Origin of the sequence: Paraburkholderia sp. GAS199 (assembly GCF_050436585.1) — a bacterium.
Classification (GTDB): domain Bacteria; phylum Pseudomonadota; class Gammaproteobacteria; order Burkholderiales; family Burkholderiaceae; genus Paraburkholderia.
The window spans coordinates 25,208-49,362 of sequence record NZ_JBNDMM010000001.1 but is presented as its reverse complement, the minus strand read 5'-3'; the positions used below and the strand labels follow the sequence as shown (position 1 = coordinate 49,362).

Genomic DNA, 24,155 nt, shown 5'->3' with positions numbered 1-24,155 from the left:
GATGAGCTCGTCAGTGTAACTTAACTCGCGTTGCAACTTTACCGCGCAGCCAGTCGGCGAGAATATCAAATGCCATGCGGCGATATCCCCGTAACGCATGCAACATGCATTCGATAAAGAGAAGCATACATGTAGCGCGCGATTATCCCTTCGACAAACATGTCTTTGCCGATTAGACGCCCCATCAAACTGCCCACAGCAGAGTAGTGACCAAACGACACAAGCGAGCCAAAATCTCGATATTTGTACACCGGCAGCGGTTTGCCGTTCAGGCGAAGTTCTAACGATCGGGCGAGGAAAATGGCCTGCTGATGGGCCGCTTGCGCTCGCGGAGGTACTCCTCGTTCGTGACCAGGCCACGGACAGGCTGCGCAATCGCCAAACGCGAACACGTTTTCGTCGGCTTCGGTTCGAAGCGTCTGACCGACCACAATCTGGCCGTGTGGCGTGGTTGCTATCCCGTCCAGATTCGCGAGTACTGCCGGAGCTCGAATGCCAGCCGACCAGACGATTAGGTCCGCGATGATCGTTTTTCCGTCTGCTAGGTGAATTCTTCTATCGTCAATACTGGACACGGCGTGGTCGGTCATCAGCTTGATATTCCTCTTTCCAAGCAAATCTGCAGTCGCGTCGGAAAGCCGCTGGGATAAGCCGGGTAAAATCCGTGGCGCAGCCTCGATGATGACGATTTCGATGTCTCGGAGCGGGTCGAGCTTTTTCAAACCATATACTTGCAATGTCTCGATCGTATTGCGCAATTCCGCTGCCAGCTCTACCCCTGTGGCACCGCCGCCAATTATTGCAATTCGCACTCGCGATTCACCTCTGTTTGCAGAGGTCGATTCTCTATCTATTTGAAAATTAGCACGCGTACATGCTGCGATAAGCCGCGTATGGAAAGAGACAGCCTGATCCACGTTATCTAGCGCGAAGCAGTTTTCCTGCGCGCCTTCCACTCCGTAATAGTTTGTAGTGCTGCCCACGCACAGTACCAACGTGTCGTACTGGAGGTCACGTGGTGGCAGCACTTCCTGACCATCGTGATCGAGTAGCGGTCCCACTGAGACACGCCGTGTCTTCCGGTCCATGCTCGACATGGCACCGTGCATAAACTCGAACCCGTTCCGAAGAGCCTGTGCGGGGTATTCAATTTCGTGAGCATAAGAATCGATGCTGCCTGACGCAACTTCGTGCAGGAGTGGCTTCCACAGATGCGTTGACTTTCGATCGATCAATGTCACCTGAGCGCGCGAACGGCCTTTCGTCTTTGCCCCATTGCTTCCATATTTGTTACCGAGCCGCGTGGCGAGTTCAAGTCCGCCCGCGCCTCCGCCGACGATTACAAATCGATGCATGAGTTTATTCTCCTAGGCTTAGTGTATTTGAGACACGCTGACCGCTGGCCTGTGGCAAGTAACGTATTCGCCGCAGGCCAGGGAAGATGTGCAGTTAGGTTAGCTTGTACGAGCCCGCGCCCGTGCCGGCAAGGTTGCCGCCGTCCACGATCAGATACTCAGGGCGAATTGGCCTACCTTCGAAAAAGCATTCGAGAATCTCAAGCGTACCCGCCGCGTAGCGGGCTTGGCCTGACAACGAGCTGCCAGACATGTGAGGGGTCATGCCTTGATTGGGCATGGTGCGCCAAGGATGATCGACCGGTGCTGGCTGCGGAAACCAAACGTCGCCGGCATAGCCCGCCAGTTGCCCTGACTGCAAAGCTCGCACGATCGCGTCGCGGTCGCACAAAGCGCCGCGCGCGGTGTTGATAAGATATGCGCCGCGCTTCGTCAGGCTCAGCAGTCGGTCGTCGAAGAGACCTTCGGTAGATGGATAGAGAGGCATTTGCAGGTTGATCACATCGGAAACCTTGACCAGTGATTCCGGCGTTTCGTGGTATGTGAGACCCAGTTCGGCCTCGATATCCTGCGAAAGGCGATGAGGATCGTAGTAGTGCAGCTTGACGTCAAACGGCTTAAGGCGGCGCAGAACGGCGAGGCCAATGCGGCCTGCCGCCAGAGTGCCGAAATGCATGCCTTCGAGGTCGTAGCTGCGGCTTACACAGTCGGCGATGTTCCAACCACCATTTACTGCGTACTGGTGTGCGGGCAGATAGTTACGCACCAGCGACAACACCATCATCACCACGTGTTCCGCCACGCTGATGCTGTTCGAGAATGTTTCCTCTGCCACCGTGATGCCGTGTGCGGCCGCCGCTTTCAGGTCGACATGGTCTGAGCCGATACCGGCGGTCAGCGCGAGTTTGAGGTTCTTTGCTTTCCCTATACGTTCGGCGGTCAGATAGGCGGGCCAGAACGGCTGTGAAATCACGACATCGGCATCGACCAGATGACGGTCAAAGGTCGAGTCCGCTCCGTCCTTATCACTCGTCACGATCAGCTTATGGCCGTTTTTTTCAAGGTAAGCACGCAGTCCCAGTTCGCCTGACACACACCCCACCAATTCGCCGGGTTTGAATCCGAGAAGCCCTTTGGGAGAGGGTACCGTCTGTCCGTTCGGATAATGAGTGATGACAGGAATATCGTCGCGCGCATATTTGGGCGGATATCCTGTAACAGGATCGGGATAGAGAACCAACAAGATTTTTGCCATGCTAACTCCTGAAAGGGCGATTCGAGCGGTTGCCTGATCGGCACGCCGAGTCTAGTTTCCGCGCAACCAACGCTCTTTCAAATTTGCACGCTAAGTCCGCTGCTAGACGTTGATTCTGGCTTGAATTTCAATGATTAAATTCTATCGGTTTTTGGGGGACGATATATCCGTACGAATATAGCGCTAGTGTGATGGCCAGACATGCAATTTTGCGCATGCACAAACTTCATCGAAGGTTCTGCAACTATGGGAACATGTCGTTGCACCACATGTTGTTCGCCGCAAACTCTGATACGTGATTTGTCGAAATGGACCTGTCATACATCGAGGAAAATCGACTTGGAATCGAAAATCCTTTTACATGGTGTGAGGGAGGAGCTTATGAGCCACCACCGATACCGGCGTGCCCACAATCGAAGACGGGCGCCTATAGCACCCGGACTGGGCGGCCCCTTGTGCAACGTCCAACTGCCTAGATCGGCAGCTTACTCGCGAATCATTGGCCAGTCTTCCCATTCTGCGTTGGAGCGCCGGGCAGATGAGGGGCGGCTATCTCAATCTCGCGATAGTGTGCGAACTTGGAGGTATGACCGATCCCCGGGTTGAAGCGGTTGCAGGGGTCGAGTTCCTGATAGTGATTGCGTAACGCTGGCTTGGCGACGTAGAGATGACCAACGTTATGCTCAGCTGGATATTCGGCACCGCGGTTGTCGAGCAACTTCCACATTTTATGTTCGATTGCCATGCAGTCGTGTCCTTTCTTGACAATGTAATCTTGGTGAAAAACATGACACAGAAAGTGGCCGTAATACAGCTTGATCATGATTGGCTCTTCGATCTCTTCAGGCAGTCGTTCGAACCAGTCCATGTTATTGCGCGGCAGCGCGATGTCTAACGCAAGGATGTTTTCAACAGTTTGCTCGTGTAACGCGCGGTATCGATTCGCAGCGCCGGCGGCTGCAAATCGATGAAGAAATGCCTTTTCGCCCTCGGCAGCTGTGCATTCGAAATAGCTTCCTGTTGCGTTGTCGAAGTATTGATTTAGAAAGGAACGTGCTTCATCTGCACCTTCGGCCGACACTTTAAGCAGTAAATGATGATCGAACTTTTTATGGTAAAGCCTGATTCGCTCGGGGAGGTGATTGGGAAATAGATAGCTGGCGGCCTGCAAGACTCGGTCGGTCAGATGTGAGGGTAAAAAGTGAAACCGTTCCAGCAGAGCGTCGCATCGTGATTTCAGTCCAAAAAGCGCTGGCAAACGTGATGTGCCAAGATAGTGGATCAGTAGGAAAGTATCTTTGCCATATTTTTCCGCAATCTTGAACGCGTCGCGGTGCAGATATTCGCCTGAGATTGGCATGTGGTGGAAATTTGATAGTACTTCTCGACGAATTTGCGTCAGTTCTTCTGTGCGATTTGTCCCGATGTAGAAAACCACGGGGTTTTTTTCAATCGGGAATGTATCCAATCGCACGGCAAAAACCATTACTTTCCCAGCAGATCCTGAAGATTCGTAGAGGCGATTCGGGTCCGCATTGAATCGGGCAGGTGTCGGATCGTCGACCCTACGTACATGCTGGATATACTCGTGATCCTGACCGGCACCAGCATCCTCGACTACATCTGTTTCAGAAAACGTCCCGCGATCAAGGCATTCCAATAGTTTCTCCTCGGGACCCGTGATGCGAACTCCTAGATGGTTTACGAGTTGGACTTCTCCTCGCTCATCCACTCGTGCGAACACAGACATCTCCGTGTAGGCCGGGCCGCGCTGAACCAAGGCACCCCCCGAATTGTTGCAGACGCCGCCGAACACAGAAGCGCCGATACAGGTTGATCCAATCACCGAATGAGGTTCCCGCCCCAGCGGCCGGAGCAATTTCTCGAGTTGGTCGAGCGTCGTTCCCGGCAGACATATGACCTGCTTGCCGTTGTCGAGAACATAGGCTCTTTTAACCCGTGTCATGCTCACGATTACTAGGTCACGGTCATAATCGTTGCCATCGGGAGTTGAGCCGCCGGTCAGGCCCGTATTCGATGCTTGGGTGATGATAGCCACGCCTGCTCCGAGGCAGGCCTTGAGAACTTTCCACTGCTCGACTAGCGTGCCAGGTCTTACAACGGCGAGCGCGTTACCAGAACCGAACCGAATGCCGGTGCGGTAACGACGGGTCGCGGAGGGGGAGGTCAGGGTATATTTGGCGCCAACAATTTGACGCAGACTGTCAAGCAAGACTTGATTGGATTTCCAATGGTACGCGCTGGAACTATCCTGAGTCGTGGCCGCGATTGACATTGCATCCTCCTGGCTGACGTGAATTGCTAAATTTTGCGGTCGAGCACATATATAAACAGCGTCATCCCGTTGGAATTTTAGAAAATGCACGGCAACAGCGGACTTGGTCGGCCGGCGTGGCGGAGGCCGAGCGTCGCGGTTGCTGCCGGAATTTGATCCGTCAGAGCCTTTTCGTTCGATCTGGCGTGTATACATGGCGGAGTTCATCAAAACAGGGCCGCTTGCCGCCCACGCCTGAGTTTTCCGGGTGCATTGAATTGTTTAACGACGCGGCCTTTGGCAGCGCCAACCCCGGCGGGATAAATCTTTTCGTCAGTGATCGCAGGAACGCGAACAGGAGTTTGGAATTACATTAGGTCCGACAATTTCAATGTCGCAAGTGCAATTGACTAATCCACGTAACATTAGTGATGGCGCCGGCCGGAACGACTATTCATGGTGATAAACTGCAATCCGTATGATCAGCTAGACCCAACATCGGTCTTGTGCCCGCTCGGAACATGGGGAAGTTTGCCGTCGCTAGAATTCGACGCTCGTGTTCACGCCGTTTGCAGCCTACTGCGCTAATAGGAGGGGTGATCTGCGCACTCGAATGGTAACGTATAGAACTTTGCTTTGGTCAAGCAATTCAAGCGGTCGGAGCCCTGCAGAACGATGGAAAGGGAGAGCGCGAGCGCTTATATTTCGCCAAGCTCGACAGATAGTTTGCATCTAATCGATGAAGGCATTGCTCGCACGGCACGTTCTCTTAAAAAAGATATCGTGGCGAGCTTGTTCGCTGCAGGCGCTCAAGCACCAGAAAATGGCCTCTGATTACTAGCCGGCAAGCCGGCATGTAAGTCGGAGATGCAACCAATCAGGCTTATAACAAACGAGCGGATGCGCTAGTCTCTCCGGCCAATCGAAACACTGACACTGCAGATTCTAGCTCTCCCGCCTGCGATTCAAGCGAGAGGGCCGCGGCTGAAGCTTGCTCTACTAGGGCTGCGTTCTGTTGGGTCACTTGATCCATCTGAGCGACAGCCCGATTGATCTGCTCAATTCCGACTGATTGCTCTTCAGAGGCGGTTGCTATTTCGCCCATCAGATCGCTGACCTTTCGTACTGAATCCAAAATCTGTTGCATAGTATCGCTCGCATCTTTTACCAGCTCAGTGCCGGATGAAACGCGAGTGAGAGAATCGGTGGTCAGTTCTTTAATCTCCTTTGCTGCACTGGCGCTTCGAAGGGCCAGCGACCGCACGTCACCCGCGACCACGGCGAATCCTCGACCTTGGTCACCAGCCCGTGCGGCCTCAACTGCCGCATTCAACGAGAGGATATTGGTTTGAAAGGCTATCCCTTCGATAATGCCAGTTATTTCGGCAATCTTATGGGATGAAAGAGACAGCTCTTTCATTGTCTCCACGACTCGCCGGGACGCTCGACTACCCTTATCGGTGAGTGAGGCTGTATTTGTCACCAATTCTTTGGCTTGTTTAGCGTGTGCAGCATTCTGCCGAACAGCAGAGGTAAGCTCTTCCATCGACGAACTTGTTTCTTCGAGCGATGCTGCCTGCTCTTCGGTTCGCTGCGAGAGATCGACGTTACCAGCAGCTATTTCGCGCGCGGCCGTATCGATTGACATTGAGGTTTCTCGCACAGTTCCGATTGTGCGTATGAGGTTGGCTTGCATGCCTTGCAGCCCCGTCATCATCGTGCCCATTTCGTCACGGCTATGGATCCGAATTGGGGCCGTCAGGTCACCGTCTGCGATAGATTTGAAGTGTCTCAGAGCTTGGTTTAACGGTACATTGATGGCCCGTTGCAACGACCACCATGAAAATGCCGCAGCAATCAGTGCGACAAAAATGCAGCTAGCTGCAAATGCCACGAATTTGTGAAAGCGCTGCTGTGCTATCGAAAAAGTCAACCGTGCTGACTTTACCTGGTACTTTCCAAGAGTGTCGAAACCGTCGGTCACTCCGATGAAAAGTGCTGGTGGCGTGTGCAATGCGAAATCGGCCACTTTGGTGCTATCTCGAGCTGCGATCGCATCAAACATTGGCTGAATGCCTTCGGCGATCAGTTTGTCGAGCTGTCGACCGGTGGCCTCCGTCAACTGCGTTTCCTCCGGGCTGTTTGATGGCAACGCTCGATAGGCAGCCCACGCCTCACGAGATCTACCCAGCAGATCCTTCGCGTTTTGAGCGAGCTGGGGCACATTCGGACTGCTCGGATCGAGCGCAATGCGGTATAGCCAGAGACGCATTCTTGATAGCGATACACTTGCTTCACCAAGTGCTGTCGATGATGCAAGTTGATTTGAGTATAGATCCTTGACGTCTGCGTTACTCATCGAGACCCCAACGATCCCGATAATCCCTCCAAGAAGGAGAAGTAGGCCCAAAGTGGCAACGGTTATTGCAAGGCGGGCGCGGATACTTAAGTTTTTTAACACGATAGTTACGTCACTATATTTGCCGTGCTCGGCCTCGGGACCGACGCTCGGCGGAAGAATATTTGCGGTATTTGACCGCTGCAGAAGTCGGCTCGTCCACTCTTGCCGGGAGCCTTGCTGGCCTTATCGGCATTCGTGAAGAAAAGGTTAGCGGGTGATCAATGCGGCTTTAAATAGATTGCCGAACTTGGAGGGGTTTTGCATGAAGATCGACGGCAATGGGCGATTTGCAAGTGAGAACGCAACGTAGCATTGCGTCATCTGCAACATGAGTTGCATAAATTGAGCAACGCTGCCGGTCATCGGCATCGGCATCGGCATCGGCATCGGCATCGGCATCGGCAAGCTGCGAGCAAGGTGAAATGAATCGCGAGCTGAAGGTGCATCTCGGCGGGGAAACCTCGAACTGCCTTGCGTCGAGTCTCGGTACCTCTACCGGAAGTAATGGGTTAACTCATCAACGGACAATGTTCCACGGTCCGTGAGTGATTAAGAAGGCTACGTGCAGAGACCGCGCACGCCTCCGGTCACAATGCGGCATTGCTTATCGCAACTTTATGGTGCCGCGCTAACAACGGCCAATGGTTACGCTGAAAGATGCTGGCAAAGCAAAAATATCTAATAGCGGCCGCTGGGGCCGCAAAAGATCAGAACGTATGCCGCATACCGAGTGTCGTCACCAATTGACGGTTCGTGGATGAAGATGTGTAACCCTGAATATCCGCAAGTGCACCGCCACCCGCCTGTTGCATATAAACGATGAGAGCTATGTCTGTTCGCTTAGAAAGATAGTAATCGGCAACGAGGTTTAGCTCGTTCCAGCGTGGCTTTTTACCGGTGATTGTGTAGTCCCCCGTCGTGTAGACGTATGCTGCCCCAAGCAGGAAATAAGGACGAACGTAGTAGTTTGCACTCAAACTGAAGTTTTGTATGTTCAAATGCTGACCATCAAGATAGTTGAAGTTGACGTCCGTATAGAGCGCGCCAAGCTTCAGCAACCCAAAGCTGTAAAATCCACCGGTGCCAAAAATTCTCTGTTTCTTCGCGTAGGCATGTGAACTCAACGCGCTACGGTCGAATGTCAGATACGTTGGCGAGTAGTCTGTATCGATAGCTCCGGTCGGATTGGTGGCGCTATACGGAGAATCGAACTCCGTGTACGCGACGTTCCAGATCAGGCCGCCATAGTTGTAACTGACCCCCATACCAAAGGCGCGGTTATCGCTAAAGCCGCTTGTTGAGTTACTGAACCCATATTGTGCCGTAGCCTGGAAACCGTTGATTTTTTGACTTGTGTACTTGATCGAATTGTTGACGTGGATGTTAGCGTAGGTGTTATCGTTGTCGCCAATGGTGCCGTTCCAGTTGTAAGCGGTATTGAGTCCAAGCAAATCTTCCACCGAATCATATTGCCTGCCAACTGTCAACGTTCCCCATGTAGTGTTAGTCAGACCGATAAAGGATTGACGGCCGAATTCACGAGCATTAAAAGAAGCGTTGCCGGTATAAATATTAAACCCGTTTTCCAACGTGAAAACAACACTGGTACCGCCGCCGACATCTTCTTTTCCGCGGAGACCCCATCGAGGTGACTGGTTTGTCCCGCTGATGGCTTGATATGTGTGGTGCCCGCCCTGATTTGTTGAATATGCCCAGCCACCGGAGATCAAACCGTAAAGTGTGACGCTGCTTTGCCCGAATGCAGTCGAACAAAGCGAGATAAGGCCGAGACCACTAGCCAAAAGCGATACTTTGATTTTCATCACTCTACCTAAAATAGTATTGTAAAAACAGAATCAAGACTCTGCGCAGGCACTTACAATCGCTTTACCGAATTTCTTGGATCGTCTAATAATTTTCAGCTGAGCGGCGACAAATAAAATATCCATCGATAAATAAGCCTCGTGACCGTTACCACGGGCAATCGACGTCGGGGTCATAACTCTCGCCAAAAATAAAGTTAGAACTGCCTCATGTCGAGCGCCGTTGATGTTGGTGAGCGCCACCCACTAGTCAGTTCCAACGTACAGTTTGAGTTGAAAAACCGTTGACCCTAGTCACAGGTTATTCACGTCAAAAATATAGATATATGGGGTGTAAATGCAACGCGGCATTGCATTGGCTGCAATGGAGTCCCGAAAAGAAGCCCGCAGGCGCGGGCTAATGGAACGCTCAGGGCGTCACCGTCGATCAACTGACCATCATGGCTCTCAGGTTCACCGGCGGGGTTTCTTCACGATGGCCTACTTTGACACCGCCTGGCTCTTCACAACTTTGATTATCGTATGAATAATAGTCGGGCAATGCAAGTGCAACGCAAAATAAAGCGAATCTGCGGAAGGGTGCCTATCATCTTCTGGACACGTGCCTACAACTCCGCAGGGCTTCATCGCCAGTGCCGCGACTTGAAGCGCGACTAGCGCATTCCGATCACGGTTCGGAGGACGCCAATGTTTTCAATTTTGACTTCGAGGACGTCACTTGCCTCGGCGCGCGTGCCGGGTCGCGAAATGTGCCGAAGCGACACGAATGACCCATGGCGAGCAGATCTCCCGGCTCGAGCGGCATCGCGTCGCTGACTAGCGATACAGCTGTTGCAATGTTAAATGCGAATTCGTTTATGCTCATTTCATGAACCATCATGCCGTTCATACGGGTTTGAATGTGCAACCCGATCGCGCCGTTGGGGATTTTGTACGCCGTCACAAGTTCGGGACCCCGCTGCGCTTCGGAAATCGACAATCTGATTAGATTTTCAGTATCGAGTCGGAGCGCGTCTAACTTGAAACATCGGAGTGCTTAGGAGTTTATATCCCGTAACATAAGACAGTGCCAACTAGTTGGGAACGCGTTTGGCTAGGCGGCCTATAACTGCGACCAACTCACCCTCGTAGCCACGGACGTCCAGGTGAGCCGGCCATTTCAGCGGTCTGTTATGGCCGATCAGCCCGGAGCCGGATAAGATTGAAATTTGCGCAGGCCGGTTTCTCACAATCCACCTCCTGCGATTGATCCAGGTAGCGTGGGCGGATGCGAATAACTTTTCCGGGTGCGAAAATTGGTGGCAGGGATGAAAATCTGGCGGGATTGACCGAGGTGCCGGATTCAATGAGGAGTTGTGCCGCCGTGTGCATAGCTGGTGGGCCTGCGCGCAAAAGCTGGTCAAGGCTACCGGGGAACCTAAGATCAGGCTGCTGAAGTCCACGATAATTATCGATGCCGATTTTGATTGCGATACCCATTGAGTTGCCCTTGGCATAACTGACGAATCGCATCTGGGCCTCCTGGCGCGACTTGGGCATTAGCAAAAGCTAGGCGCAGAAAATTGCTTGCAATCAGGCAACTCATTTGGACACCTAGCCGTATGGCTGCTTTTCGGACCGGTGCATTCGCGTGCCGAGACTGGCCGTGGAGAGGAAAAATTTGAGGTTCCGTCGACAGCATCAATCCGTGTGGTCGGACGGCGGTTCCGACGACCGAAGATTAGCTTGGCAAGACTGTTCCGAGTGATGAAGTCGGGACATTCTATTTGCGTATATGGTCAAAAGTAAATCGGAAACACTGATCCTTGAGTGCTTCATCGTCTGAAGTATTCGCCGTCTGGATTTTCGTTTGGAAGCGGGTAGCTAGCGGCAAAAAGCTTCTTGGCGGAGACTCATCTGCTTCTTGAATTTAGGCCAGACCTAATTAAAAAATATGAGTAAGCCATCATTGAAGGGGCGATTTGGCAATCAATAGAGAACTGCGATCGGAGCAGGCTCAGGGGTGGTTGGCTACGGCGCAAAGGCGATTGCTCGATTTCAAGGGGCCGTTGTTCCGGTTTCCGAGGTGCCTCGGATTCAGGATGCCGCTAATCAAGCTGCGGCGAAGCCAGATCAACTCATGGGGTTGTTGCTTGCCGACCTCGGGGCTCAGCAGACGAAGAGATCAAAGCTGCATCGCAGTAAGCCATGGCTCGGTTTCGAACCTATTGTTGCTATCTGTCGACTGGAGGCTCAACGATGAGCGGCGAAAACGCAAAGTGGCTGGACAGAACGCGGTTACTGAACACTGGAAGAAGGCCCCCTTCAACACCAGACTTTCGAAATGGCTGCGAGCCTGGCTCACAGCCACTGAGCGAGAGAAGAGTGCGCCGGTACTGATCGGGGGAGCTCGACGCCTGATTCATCAGCTCACGCCGCCAGACCCGTAAGCCAACGGGCGAATTTACACTCGGGAATTCGCTTTTGACGGTCAGGCCGAAGCGTGAATTCAGCATTCCAACCCGGTGAGCCCAACTACAAATTGACCAAATTTCTCTGACTCGACCGTGCCAAATAAACTTTGGGACGCAGCGCCTCAGCGTGGTCGTCGCGGCGAGGTTGCGAAAAGGTATTTTCGCTGGAGTTTGGGGCTCAGCGTGGGCATCGAGATGCGCTGGCATGACAGGCTGCGGGAGCGTAAGGAGATGTAATGTACGATTTTCTCACTTTGGTAACTGCCTATCAAAAAACTGTTAGACGCGCATCATGACCTTCTCCAACAGCCTCTAGTTCCACGCAGAAGGTATGAGTATCCGGCGCGACCCTCGAGTGAAGCCGCGCCCGTCTGGTTATTCAGTGATGGTCAAAAAGAGCGAGCTTGCCGGCGTTGTACATTTCTCGAATCTTCGCGCGGAACGATGTTTTCGGGCTCTTCTTGCACTCCTCGACTACTGCGGCGATCGGTGTCGCCGTGTCTTCCACGATGGTGTCCGTCCCTGTGACGCCGAGCTTGTCGACGCCGGCAACGTAGTAGACAACGGCAGGCTTGTATTCGTCCGCGACGGCGACGAAATCTTCGCATTTCATTTTGGTTGGATTCATCTTGTGCGCGGTCTGTGCCTGTACGGACGAAGCAGATACGGCTGCGATAAAGAACGCAATGATTACAGCACGGTTCATGTGAAACTCCTTGGTGCGCAGTGCGATCACGTCACTACGATCGCGTATTGATAACCCCTTGTGGTGGGGGGAAGCCGACCGCATGCATTCGAAAAATACTTGTTGCGTAGAAAATTTCTTCCGAAGCGAGTCGATGCGAAGAAAGCATAAAACAAACTGACGCTGAGCGCAGAGAGGGTGGGGGTGAGGGTGTTGTATCCTTGGTCGACCAATTTCCATGGCCCCAAGGTTTGGATGCAATTCAATCGGTATCTTCCGCTAAGGCGTCCGCGACCGAGTTCGAATACGGTTGGCTTAGAGAGTAGATATCCTATTGGAGATAGTATGAGCAACTACTCGAACGTCGGGGTCCGTGCTCCGAAGCCTGAAGACAGTGCGGATTGACTGCGTGTGATACGACTAAGCTAGCAATCGAGTTTCAGCTGGCACTCAATTGTACGATGCAGTGAATCAGCTTCATATCGATCACCCTACGTGATCTGTCGTCCGGTGCGGCAACGAGCACACGATACAAGGAGGTGCGAGTCAAATAGCCGGTGTGAACCTATGCAAGGGAGTACCCATTGGTCATTCAGACTCTGACGTTGCCCATGCCGGTAAGTTATCGCTAGAAATGAGCACGCTGAAGTTGTGCTCGGAACTGTCAAGGACCGACTTGTTTTCATATGAAGCCAGTGCTGATGTAGAAGAGTGATTCGGTTTGTCCGCGTGGCGGAAGCACGCGCGCATGATCTGCTCAAGTATCGACGGAAAAGTTCGGTTAGAAAACGAACGTTCGTCGCCGGCGACATGCAAGGGCGTGGCAACGATTATGTGATCCGTACGATTAGTCCGCGTGTCATCGAAACCGTCGAGTGCGTTACGTGCGCGAATTCGGCGTGGCCGAACGGTCGAAGCAGCAACGATCGGCTTACCGCTCTTCTGGCGGAGCGTGTTGCGATCGTTTTCGCAACCTGCTCACTGTGCTCAAGAGAATTTTTAGGGGGTGGGCATCATGCAGCTATTTAGGATCGCCCAAAGGGGATGCTTGACCACTACGGGTTGTGCGAAACCACGACTGCCTACCTTGCTCGTTAGGTGACTGAGCAGGAACGTACGAACAGAAGCGTGCCGTTTTCACGACACTCTGTGCGTGGTACCAGTCGAGTACACGGTGCCGGTTGGCAAGCTTGAGAATCCGTGTCAAAACATACCCGTGGCTGAGGGAGAAATTGGCATGCGTAGATCGATGATGTCGCATATCTGAACATGTGACTGAGGTATTCATGAAAAGTCGTGCCCGGTTTCATCTCGATTTTCGCTGGCCGTCGTGCGGGTCTTGGCAGCACACATTCATGCCGGAGGATTGATGATTCGCAGCGTTGGGAACCTGGTCTGGGCCATGGAGGAGCGTCCTAAAGTGCGTTACTCCGGAGTCGCACTGTGCTGAGGCAGTAGGAATGTTTCCGCCTCCATCCACCGCATAACGGTGCGACCGCAGATCGGTTCCAACCGCGTAACTGCACTATCAGTAAGACGGGTTCGGCCACGCTAAGCTCATCAAAATCATCTCTGCGGCGGTAGTGATGCCAGGGCGACTTTCTCGTTCCGCGGTATCTTGATCCTAACCGATAAACGCGATGAATGCGAACTCGAACTTCTTTGGTTTCGAATGCGATTGTCGGTCGTAGACGGCTCTTCAAGTCTGCAAGATCAGGTCATAGCCCTCTTGGCATATGACGATCGGGTGTCCAGTCCACATCGGCGGCTCAATCTGGGGCATAAGCCAACCCGTGGCGTTGACCGCTGACCGTGCGAGGATAAAACAATCCGCGCAAATTTGAAATGCCACGAGTTTTTACGGAGGCAAGATGGAATCAGTGGGGTTTGCCGGCTGGAGTATCTGCGGCGCGTCCTTTTTAGGGAAACCTGTATTCGTGGCGTAACGCGGAGGAGGGCAAGAAAATGACGGAAAATATTGGAGAGCTGACGCAAGGTGTGTCGAAGTACTGGCCGGTTGCGATTGGCTTCTTTGGCCTTGCAACGGGCTACATCGTGATGGGTGGGCAGGCGCTTTTCAACTATCCAAAGTCCACCCCAGAGGCCGAGAAATCTATTGCCGTATGGGCACTATGGATGGCGGGCTTCATGCAGTTTCTTACCGGGATCGTTCTCATCATCGGCTTGACTTGGTTTGACGTTTTTAATAATGCGCCGCCGCTTTATATGGCCGCAGTTGCTTTCACAGCGTTCGGCGTGCATTGGTTTGCTGTCGCTCATCGGAGATATGTCGGTGCGAGTCAGACGCCGGAAGGCTGGATGGCAATCTGCTTTGCATTTCTCGCGGTGCTTGGCGTAGTAGTGTTCACGATAGCGGGCGATATACCCGTAGCAATCGTTTTTCTCGGTCTGACGCTCGTGTACTTGACGGAGATACCGACACGTTTTGGCGTCTTCCCCCGCGGCACACGACTAATCGGACTATGGCAAGTGATTACCGGTAGTTGGCTGTTGTACCTGACCTATGGCGTTGTCATAAATCTCGCTGTTGGCGGTAACTGGTGGGTTTGATCTGGAATTTCCCCCATTCGTAGGCGGTTGCGAAATCCGATGCGCAGCCCCATGACGTTTTGTTTTTTCCAACAAGGAATAGCAATGCTGAATGTGACCAAATCCGTAATTGCCATGGCGACGTGCTGTGTCTTGGTAGCCTGTGCGTCGCCGGTCGAGTTGGCGAATGAGAAAGACGACCTTCTGGCATCTGCAGGTTTCACGATTGTGCCTGCTAATACAGAAAAGCGGCGCACTGAACTGGAAACATTACCAGCCAATCGAGTCGTGCAACGCACACACGGTGAACGTGTGGTTTTTCTGTATGCTGATCCATATGCGTGCGGCTGTCTTTACATTGGTGATCAGAAGGCTTGGGATCGATATCGTCGTGAGCAGTTTCAACAAGGGCTCGTTCGCGAACAGGAACTGACTGCACAAATCAACGATGACGCATCTTGGAATTGGGGGGCATGGGGCCCAGGCTGGTGGTATTAACTGCCGCGTCCGGCGTGCTCTCTTCAAATGCCCGGATGCGATAATTACGTCCTAATCCGCCGTGTCTGCAAGTCTAGGGCCGCGACTATTTGTCCGTGGCTTGCGGAACGAACGCAATTCCATTGCTATCTTCTAGCGTGCAACATCCAAATTGTAATGTCCAGTCCATGGCAGTTGGAGATTCTCGATTGAGTGAACAGCGCTGCGCGCTGCTGTAAACTTAGACAGGCGGATGCGAACGATATGCATTCTGCAGTCGCTAAACAGCAATCAAATTCAACCGCCTGAGAGTCAACGCCAGCGTATTCGTAGACGCTGGCGAATTACTCTAGGGTCAGTTTCACTTCAATTTCTTCTGGTTGGAAGAAGAAAGCGAGACTAGATCCACGCAGGGATAAATTCTAAATGGATTGGGCTTGAGCCATTGCGCAGTTTCATTGGCTGCAATCGCTTTTTTCTGGAATGGCGCACAACTGTGCGAGAAGCACGTTTGCGTTGGCAGGACCGTCCACAACGCTATGACCTCAGTGCACAACGCCTGGCCGGGGTCGATCTCTCTCCGTGCCGCACAACTTCGTGAGTCAGGCATGTGCTGCATTTTCGCTCTGAAACGTCTGGTGTGATAGTAAGGGTGACCAGGCACTATGCCGCGCATCAGAGCAAAGTGTCGGAGCAACCGCTCGACAAGACACTGCGCGTAATATGATGTCCGGTTTTAATTCCGATTTCACGATTGCCCTTCTTAATACAATGGATGTATGGTGCGACGCTCGGATAGCAAGCAGTTGCAATAAGAATACGAATGGAGTGGCTAGCCAAACGGTATACGTTTGAAAATAATGCATTCCGGATAAATCGGGAAATAAACGACCGAAGGGGCGAACGAAGCCAATGCTGTCGCCATAGCGATCGTCAGACGCTAGAGAGGCGCCGGTCGAGTTGCAATCAGTATCAATACGCGAAGATTGTCGACCTGTAGGCTCCAAGGGACGGTGAGTACGGAAGGGCTGAGGCCAGAGATCGCGCGATTTCTGTATTCATCTTTAAAAGCGTTTCTTGATGTTCACTCCACAGCGTACAGAAACGGTAACAGCAAGAATTCGCGCTATCGCTGAGTTGGACGAGGGGGGACCGGGATTGTGCGTCCCCGCGGCGCGGCGGCCGAATGTGATCGGCTAAGCTGTGTAAGTAGCTCTACAGCCCCTTGCCTTGCAAAACTGGGTTTGCCGCATAGACGGTAGAAATAAACTCAATAAACACTTTCAGTTTCGCAGGAAGATGTCGGTTCGGCACATACAGCACTGAAACTGGGCGCGGAGCGGTGTTAAAAGACCGTAAAATCTGAATCAGCGCACCTGAGCGCAGATGTGGTTCGACGAGGTACATCGCCGTCTTTGCGAGGCCAAGACCAGCAAGTGCGCAGGCGACATACGCGTCAGCGTCGTTCACGGCGACTGCGCCTCTCATTTGTACAGTTTCCGCCTTTCCATCGACAAGGAAATCCCAGTGCCGTGGCCGCCCCGTATCGGCGGACACATAATTCACCCCGAACTGCTGATCGAGTTCGCCGATCGAGGTCGGCGTACCATGGAGCGCTAAATATCCGGGTGATGCACATGTGCAGGTTTGCATCATCCCTATGCGCCTTGCGACAAGACCTGAATCGTCGAGCGTGCCCACGCGAACGACGCAGTCGACGCCTTCGCCAACGACATCGACGTGACGGTCTGTCAACCCCAGCTCAAGATCGATGTCGGGGTACTGTGCGACAAATTCGGGTAAGGCGGGAATGACTATATGCTTGGCCATGGCCGTTGGAAGATTCACTTTCAGACGGCCCTTGGGGGAACTCTTGGCGTTAAGGAGGTCCGCTTCCATTTCATCGATCTCATTGAGCACGTTAATGCAGCGCTCAAAATATAGGCGCCCATCTTCCGTCAGCGAAACCTTGCGGGTTGTTCGCTGTAGCAACCTGCAGCCGAGACGATGCTCAAGCGCCTGCAAGAGCTTGGACACTTTGGGTGCAGTGAGACCGACGGAGTCTGCAGCTTTTGTGAAACTTCCTGCCTCTACAATGCGCACAAAAACCTTCATTGCGTAAAGTGTATCCATCTACAGCTCCGTATTATTGCAGTCCCAATCAAAACGCCTTACGAAATCTGCCCGTAAGACGACGTTGACTCTTCTCCCGACATGCTTGGTTAGACCTTTCCGGGGACGCGAAACACCGAAACGACGGTCTCAAGGTCGCTGGCCTGTACTTCAAGTGATAGCGTCGCAGCGGAGGCCTGCTCGACCAGTGCTGCGTTCTGCTGAGTGACTTGGTCCATTTGCGCGACCGCGCGATTGATTTGCTCGATGCCGATCGATTGCTCGTCGGACGCCGCCGCAATCTCGCCCATCAAATCACTGACCTTGCGCACTGATTCAAGGATTTCTGCCATTGTTTGACTTGCGTCTTCCACCTGCTGCGCGCCGGTGGATACACGCGAGAGCGAATTGCTCGTCAATTCCTTGATTTCCTTTGCCGCGGTCGCACTGCGCAGTGCCAGCAGTCGCACGTCACTGGCGACGACAGCGAAACCGCGACCCTGATCCCCTGCGCGAGCAGCCTCCACCGCGGCGTTAAGCGACAGGATATTAGTTTGGAATGCAATGCCTTCGATAACACTGGTGATTTCAGCGATTTTGTGCGACGAACTTGACAGTTCCTTCATCGTCTCTACGACTTTTTGAGAGGCCTGATTTCCCTGATCGGTCAGGGAGGCCGTATTCGTCACTAGTTGCTTGGCATGCTTCGCATGCGCGGCGTTCTGCCGGACCGTCGAAGTCAGCTGTTCCATTGACGAACTCGTCTCCTCCAACGATGCAGCCTGTTCCTCCGTACGTTGCGAGAGATCGACATTGCCAGCCGCAATTTCGCGTGCAGCCGTATCGATCGATGTTGCGCCTTCGCGGACGGCTCCGATCGTTTGAATGAGGTTGTTTTGCATCGCCTGCAGGCCATTCATCAATTGCCCCATCTCATTGCGGCCCGGTACATGAATTTGAGTTGTGAGGTCTCCGTCAGCAATTGCTTTGAAGTGACCGAGTGCTGTGTCAAGCGGGCCGCTGATCGCGCGCTGGAGTGACCACCATGACAAGGCGGCCGCTATAAGCGCGGTGACAATTCCGACGACAGCCAAGGCAACGAATCGATGAAAGCGTGCCTGTGCTGCCGAAAATGTCGCGCGTGCCTCGGAGACTTGGTACTTGCCAAGCAAGTCTAGGCCGTCAGTCACGTCGATAAATAGGGCGGGAGGAGTATGTAGAGCGATGTCGGCGAGCTTCGATGGGTCTCGAGCTGCAAGCGCGTCAAACATCGGCTGGACACCGTTGGTAACTAGCGCGTCAAACTTAGTGTTGGTCGTTTCAGCGAGATCTCTTTCGTCTATAGCGGCCGGCAGGGCGCGATACGTTGCCCACGAAAGGCGCGATGCGTTCAGCAGCTTCTGAGCGTTTTGTGCGAGCTGTGGCACATTTGGGCTGGTTGGATCGAGGGCGATTCGATAGAGCCAAAGCCGCATTCTGGAAAGCGACACACTAGCCTCGCTGAGCGAGGTCGATGAAGCAAGCTGGTCCTTATAGAGTTGTTCGACATCGCTATTGCTCATCGAAATGCCGGAAATTCCCATGACGCCGCCAATCACCAGCAATAGTCCCAAGAAGGTCGCAGTCAATGCAAGTCGAACGCGGATACTAATATTTTTTAACACGGTAATAACGTTGATTTGATGGGATCGTGTCATGTCGCGATCCCATCGGGCGAAAAAAAGACGGGCACCATGCAGGCGCCCGTCAGCAGTAAATAAGCACTAAGCGACGGGAAAGGTCTTATCTCAGGCTACGTTTGCCGCCGCTGGCCGGGCAAGTTGTGCACCGGCCCAAAGTGCTGGCTTGCTACGCTCGTATTGCGGCGGGAAGACGATTGATTCTTCGGCGCCCAAGCTCTGGGCCGCGTGCCAAACCCAGCGCGGATCGTCAAGAAACGCACGACCGAGTGCAACCGTATCCGCTTGACCGGACGCGATGATCGCCTCTGCCTGATGCGGATCGGCGATCATGCCGACGGCGCGCGTATGAAGCTTCACATGCTCCTTGACGGTGGCTGCGAAAGGAACTTGGTAGCCAGGCTCTACTGCGATCCGGGCGTTGACAACGCCACCCGTGGTCACGCACACATAGTCGGCACCACGATCCTTCAAGGCATTGGCGAATTGGATGGTTTCGGTAACATCGATCCCCCCGTGCGTCCAGTCCGACCCGGTGATGCGCAGTCCAAGGCAAACTGAAGGTGGCAGCGCTTTGCGAACCGCCGCTGCCACTTCAAGTGGAAAGCGCATGCGGTTTTCCAGCGAGCCGCCATACTGGTCCGTTCGCTGATTCGCCAATGGTGAAAGGAACTGGTGTATGAGATAGCCGTGGGCTGCGTGGATCTCAATAACATCAAAGCCAATTCGAAGTGCGCGGCGAGTTGCCGCTACGAACCCTTCAAGGACGCGTGTCATGTCTGCGTCAGTCATGACCTTAGGTGTATGCCAGTGATCACCGGCGGCAATTGCCGAGGGTCCTTCCGTTTGCCACGGATCTTCGAGCGGTCCCAATGAAGCCCGGCCTTCCCAAGGCCGTTGTGCCGACGCTTTTCTTCCTGCGTGATTGATCTGGATGCCCCAACGGGTTTGCGGCGGCGCTACGCGGCGCGCCGCTACCATTACATGGGCGAGGGCTGCCTCGTTGGCGTCGCTGTAGAGACCAAGGCAGCCGTGTGTGATGCGGGCGTGACGCTCAGTAGCTGTGGCTTCGAGAACGATTAGCCCAGCGCCGGATATTGCTAGTTGCATCAAATGCATTTGATGCCAGTCGTTTGCGCAACCGTCGTCAGCGCTGTATTGACACATTGGGGAAACGACGATGCGATTCGCGAGCGTGACTGGTCCAACAGTGGTCGGGGAAAAAAGGGCGGTACTCATTGCTTTATCTCCAGCAAATTACAAATTAGTACTGTTAAGATGGGCGACTCGCTTGCTTTCCGTGTGAAAGGTCGAATCGTCGGTGTCCGCCAGCAACGGGAAAGCTGGTTAACTTCTGGGCTCTATGCTGGGACGGCAGGCGTCCGCCGACGAGACAGGGAACGCGAGTCACAATGCGTCCGCAAATATAAATTATCGATCGATAATATTTGCTAGATGCTGAGTTTAAGCCGATGTGGCCACCACGCTTCGTTAGACGTGCCGCCGCCTCCCGCGTGCACTAGCGAGCACTCCCTTTCGGATGACATGCGCTTTCTCCGTCTTAACCGGGTTGTACCCAGCTTGGTCTATTGCAGACTTTCTCGATTGCGAGCAGGGCAATGACTTTTCAAATTCGCACGAAATAATTTAGGAGACGACTGGAGGCGACGGGAAGGCGTGAATCGGCGGTAGGAAATAAGGCGATCGTTCAAGGAGGTACTGAAGAGTGGCGGTGTGGGCGGAATCGCTTCACCATGCCTAGGTCGGCACCGCGATGGCGTGCTCTGCGAAATCGATAAACGCGTGGACTTTTCGAGAATGACGCCGATTTGGCAGGTAAGTCGCGTAGACAAAAGCGTCGCCGCCTTCGGGTGTCACTTGTGCATCCGTGAACAGCGCCACTAATTGTCCAGCTGCCACGTAAGTCCCGACAAGCCACTGTGGCAGCAAAGCTATGCCGTGCCCACCTAGAGCGGCACCGGCGAGCATGTCGAGATTGTTTGTCAGAAGCTGCCCGTTTACGTCGATCGATTCGGAGCGCGCTGGATAACGAAAGACCCATCTTTGTCGATTGCCGGGCTTATAGACGAATCGCAGGCACTCGTGGTCGATGAGTTCTGCTGGCTTATGCGGCGTTCCTCGTCTATGCAGATAGTCTGGGCTGGCAACTACGAACCGCTCGCTTTGGCGTAACCTTTTTACGATCAGCCGGTCGTCCGCCGTAGGAACGCCGACTCGCAAGGCAAGATCCAACCGCTCGCTGACCAAGTCGAGATGGCTGTCCGATACGACGAGCTCGAGGTTCACACGCGGGTTCTGCTTGAGGAAGGTGGCGATATGAGGGGCAATGTGCAATCTGCTGTAGGTCGCGGAAACGCTCACGCGCAGTGCCCCCATAGGATCAATCCCGCTATCGATCACACTGTCGTCTGCCCCAGCCAGGTCGGTCAATACCTGGCGGACCTGTTCGACATAGGTCACACCAGCATCGGTCAGCGAAACGTTGCGCGTCGTGCGGGTCAGAAGCGACGTACCTAAGGAAGCTTCAAGTCCATCCATGAGACGCATAACGGACGAGGTCGTTTTTCCAAGCTCATGGGCTGCGGCTGTGAAGCCGCCTGATTCCGCGACCGCGAGCAGAGTTCGCAAAGCTAACAGCTTATCCATACCTTCTCCGGTACCACAGCATCAGGCAAGCCCTCTCTAATGTTTTCGACGAATCAGATCTTCACCGCCGAGCGCCGGATTTCACGCTCACCATCGTTAGTCCTTACACCCATCGCGTACAACCCGGAACTCTTTTTGTTGTAGCGAATCTCAAAAGGAAAGTCCGATGGGCTGGCAATCTCGCCGAGCCATGATGCCAGCGCGGCTTCGTCTTCGCCAATTTCGATCCAGTTTAGCCCTTGGCCGTGCACAGAACCAGTTCCTGGTTCGGTCGGCAGGCTGGCGGTGTGCGGGCCGTTACCCGGCTTGAAGTACAGGTTCGGCTTTCCGATCGGCCACGCTGTCAATGCGCTGGGCGTCTGCAAGGCAAAACCGCGATTGCCATTCATCATCTGGCGGCCCGCGTCCTTGCCGGTGGTACTTTCGTCGACGACCGTGTTGTGGTGTTTTGCGAAGGCCTTCAATTCTTCGAGGGAGTCAGTGCGCAAACACCAGCCGACAAAGCAGTCGCCTTCCCGCGTCTGCTGTTCGAAGAAAGTTGCCAGAGGCTGTCCTCGCTTGAGGACGGTGTGATCGACAATGCCTTCAACTTCAATATAAATGTCCTGCGCCAGAGGCACGACCTTGTGGCCAATGCCGTACAACGGGAAAAACCCGCCATCGTAATTGCCGAAACCCGTTTCGCGGCTAAGTCGAAAGGTCGCTTCGTAAACGTTTTGTGCTGCAAGGCAGACGTGGTCAAAGTGGATCATTGATACTTTCCTGATAACAGTGGACGACTGGGTAAAGCGCATTAATCGTGGATATTCAGTCCGAGATACTCGGGCTGAGTCGGTTCGTCGGTTCGTCGGTGTGGCCGTCGTATCGAGGCAGCAAAAGGAATACAAAGGCGGCGGCAGCGGCCAATATGGCGCTCAGCACGAGACCTGGCTGGTAGCTGCCGAGTTTGTCCGCTAGCCAGCCCACCCCCAAAGGCCCAACGCCCGCGGCGATGCAAAGTGCGCCATACTGAAACGCATAGGCGCGAGGAAACATCCTGAGACCAAAGTAGCGGGTGCACATCAGCGCGACCAAATCGATCTCGCCACCGAACGTCCAGCCAACCGTGAACGCATACAAGGGCGCGTAGTTGATGCCGCCGAACTTGAGTGTCAGAACGCCTGCCATGCCGACTAGGCAGGAAAATGCCATGAGCCGCGGTGCATGCACGTAATCTGACAACCAGCCCACGATCAGACGAACACAAACCGTGCCGATTCCGAGCAGGCTCATGTAGCGGGCTGCGGAGGTGGCATCGGCACCAAGTTCACGAAGCATCGGCGCCATATGCTGCGCGCTGCCCGCGACGAACAGCGTAGACAATGTAAAGGCGAGAAACATGATCCAGAACGTACTGGTCCGTTTGACATCTGCGAATTCTTTGGCCAGTTCTTGCATATCGGGCGCTTCAGCCGGCCCAGACTGCTCCGTGGCGACTGACTGGCTGTCGCGCAGGATCAGCAATGCAATCGGTGCGCCCGCCGCTGCAATCGCTGCAAGCATCAAGTAGCCAGAATGCCAGCCGCTTTTCACGATCGTACTGGCGATGATCGGTGGCAGGATTGCGCCGCATAAGCCAAGCCCAACCTGGGTCAGACCGAGCGCAAAGCCCCGGCCGCGGTCAAACCAGCCGCTCACGATGCGTGTGAAGGTAAGGCCACTTGTGCCGCCGCCGAAAAAGCCGGCGAGACCGACCAGAAGAATGTAAGCCGTCGGCGACGAGATCATCTCGGCCATCGCGACGAAGCACGCGGCGAGAGCAAGCGCGCTACCGGCTGCGGTGCGTGCCGCGCCAAATCGCGAAAGCAGGCGCCCCCACATCTGCAACCCCAATGCAAGGCCCAACGTGAAGGCGAGGTATCCTGCACCATATTGGGTCTTTGTGAGACCAACGGCGCCTTGGAGGTCCTTTGCAAAAAGGCCGAGGTTATATGAGCCGAGTCCGATCACACCGATCCCGAGACCTACGGTCGATCCGATCAACTGCACCCATCCGCGTCTAAATTCAGCTAGTTTGTTCATCGAAGAAGTCATGGAGCCAGTGTTTAAATGATCTATCGATTAATATAACAGCGGCATCATGTTCCGATATCCGCAATCAGAGGCGGGGGTTAGCTGGCTGGCAGTAACCACACGCAGCGCCTGACTTCCCGTCAGGCTCGAGCACGCCGCAAGTTATGGTGCAAAACCATCAGCGATCTCGCTTCAAACTCAATACAGAGCTTATTCAGGCCAAAATAATTGATAAACCGGGTCCAAAAGCAACGCAGCATTGCATTTTCTGCTACGCAGCGGTAAGCGAAAAGCTCCCGGATTTGTCGCAGGGGAGATGTGCTCGATCGTTTGCCCCGTCGCCACAGTTCGTCTATCCAGATGATTGCGAA

Annotated in this window: 16 protein-coding genes and 1 pseudogene; 2 read left to right on the top strand and 15 right to left on the bottom strand. The window is 53.8% G+C overall.

Annotation, left to right across the window (positions count from 1 at the left end; translation table 11 throughout):
- Positions 1-10: 10 nt before the first annotated feature.
- The 9 genes and pseudogenes from P3T18_RS00175 to P3T18_RS00135 form a co-directional block, all read right to left on the bottom strand.
- Positions 11-1,355: pseudogene (locus P3T18_RS00175) on the bottom strand (NAD(P)/FAD-dependent oxidoreductase).
- Positions 1,356-1,449: 94 nt separating this feature from the next.
- Positions 1,450-2,610, bottom strand: a complete 1,161-nt coding sequence (locus P3T18_RS00170) for an NAD-dependent formate dehydrogenase (protein ID WP_429297887.1) — start codon at positions 2,608-2,610, stop codon at positions 1,450-1,452.
- Between the two features lie 496 nt (positions 2,611-3,106).
- Positions 3,107-4,906, bottom strand: coding sequence for a D-lactate dehydrogenase (dld, locus tag P3T18_RS00165; RefSeq protein WP_429297886.1), 1,800 nt, complete (start codon positions 4,904-4,906; stop codon positions 3,107-3,109).
- Positions 4,907-5,768: 862 nt separating this feature from the next.
- Complete coding sequence (locus P3T18_RS00160; protein WP_429297885.1) at positions 5,769-7,346, bottom strand: methyl-accepting chemotaxis protein; 1,578 nt, start codon at positions 7,344-7,346, stop codon at positions 5,769-5,771.
- Between the two features lie 147 nt (positions 7,347-7,493).
- The gene (locus P3T18_RS00155) at positions 7,494-7,685 is read right to left on the bottom strand and encodes a hypothetical protein (RefSeq protein ID WP_429297884.1); all 192 of its coding nucleotides are present in this window, start codon (positions 7,683-7,685) and stop codon (positions 7,494-7,496) included.
- A 308-nt stretch (positions 7,686-7,993) separates the two neighbouring features.
- Entirely contained in the window at positions 7,994-9,109 is a 1,116-nt protein-coding gene (locus P3T18_RS00150; protein WP_429297883.1) for a porin, read from the bottom strand.
- Between the two features lie 667 nt (positions 9,110-9,776).
- Positions 9,777-10,088 carry a fumarylacetoacetate hydrolase family protein gene (locus P3T18_RS00145; protein WP_429297882.1) on the bottom strand — a complete coding sequence of 104 codons (312 nt, stop codon included), beginning with the start codon at positions 10,086-10,088 and terminating at the stop codon, positions 9,777-9,779.
- A gap of 191 nt (positions 10,089-10,279) precedes the next feature.
- Positions 10,280-10,621 carry a hypothetical protein gene (locus P3T18_RS00140; RefSeq protein WP_429297881.1) on the bottom strand — a complete coding sequence of 114 codons (342 nt, stop codon included), beginning with the start codon at positions 10,619-10,621 and terminating at the stop codon, positions 10,280-10,282.
- A gap of 1,320 nt (positions 10,622-11,941) precedes the next feature.
- A complete protein-coding gene (locus P3T18_RS00135) occupies positions 11,942-12,268 on the bottom strand; it encodes an HdeA/HdeB family chaperone (protein ID WP_429297880.1) in 327 nt (108 codons plus the stop codon).
- Between the two features lie 1,944 nt (positions 12,269-14,212).
- On the opposite strand from P3T18_RS00135, the gene P3T18_RS00130 reads away from it, so the two are divergent.
- On the top strand, positions 14,213-14,818 hold the full coding sequence (locus P3T18_RS00130) for a hypothetical protein (RefSeq protein WP_429297879.1): 606 nt from the start codon (positions 14,213-14,215) through the stop codon (positions 14,816-14,818).
- A gap of 84 nt (positions 14,819-14,902) precedes the next feature.
- Positions 14,903-15,295, top strand: a complete 393-nt coding sequence (locus P3T18_RS00125) for a hypothetical protein (protein WP_429297878.1) — start codon at positions 14,903-14,905, stop codon at positions 15,293-15,295.
- Between the two features lie 1,194 nt (positions 15,296-16,489).
- On the opposite strand, the gene P3T18_RS00120 is transcribed toward P3T18_RS00125, so the two are convergent.
- The 6 genes from P3T18_RS00120 to P3T18_RS00095 form a co-directional block, all read right to left on the bottom strand.
- Complete coding sequence (locus P3T18_RS00120; protein ID WP_429297877.1) at positions 16,490-17,407, bottom strand: LysR substrate-binding domain-containing protein; 918 nt, start codon at positions 17,405-17,407, stop codon at positions 16,490-16,492.
- 89 nt (positions 17,408-17,496) lie between these two features.
- Positions 17,497-19,083, bottom strand: coding sequence for a methyl-accepting chemotaxis protein (locus P3T18_RS00115; protein WP_429297876.1), 1,587 nt, complete (start codon positions 19,081-19,083; stop codon positions 17,497-17,499).
- A gap of 90 nt (positions 19,084-19,173) precedes the next feature.
- Positions 19,174-20,304, bottom strand: coding sequence for an NADH:flavin oxidoreductase/NADH oxidase (locus P3T18_RS00110; protein ID WP_429297875.1), 1,131 nt, complete (start codon positions 20,302-20,304; stop codon positions 19,174-19,176).
- A 519-nt stretch (positions 20,305-20,823) separates the two neighbouring features.
- Positions 20,824-21,732 (bottom strand): LysR family transcriptional regulator, encoded by a 909-nt coding sequence (locus P3T18_RS00105; protein ID WP_429297874.1) that lies wholly within the window; start codon positions 21,730-21,732, stop codon positions 20,824-20,826.
- A 53-nt stretch (positions 21,733-21,785) separates the two neighbouring features.
- Positions 21,786-22,484 (bottom strand): VOC family protein, encoded by a 699-nt coding sequence (locus tag P3T18_RS00100; RefSeq protein ID WP_429297873.1) that lies wholly within the window; start codon positions 22,482-22,484, stop codon positions 21,786-21,788.
- 55 nt (positions 22,485-22,539) lie between these two features.
- Positions 22,540-23,793 carry an MFS transporter gene (locus tag P3T18_RS00095; protein WP_429297872.1) on the bottom strand — a complete coding sequence of 418 codons (1,254 nt, stop codon included), beginning with the start codon at positions 23,791-23,793 and terminating at the stop codon, positions 22,540-22,542.
- Positions 23,794-24,155 lie beyond the last annotated feature (362 nt).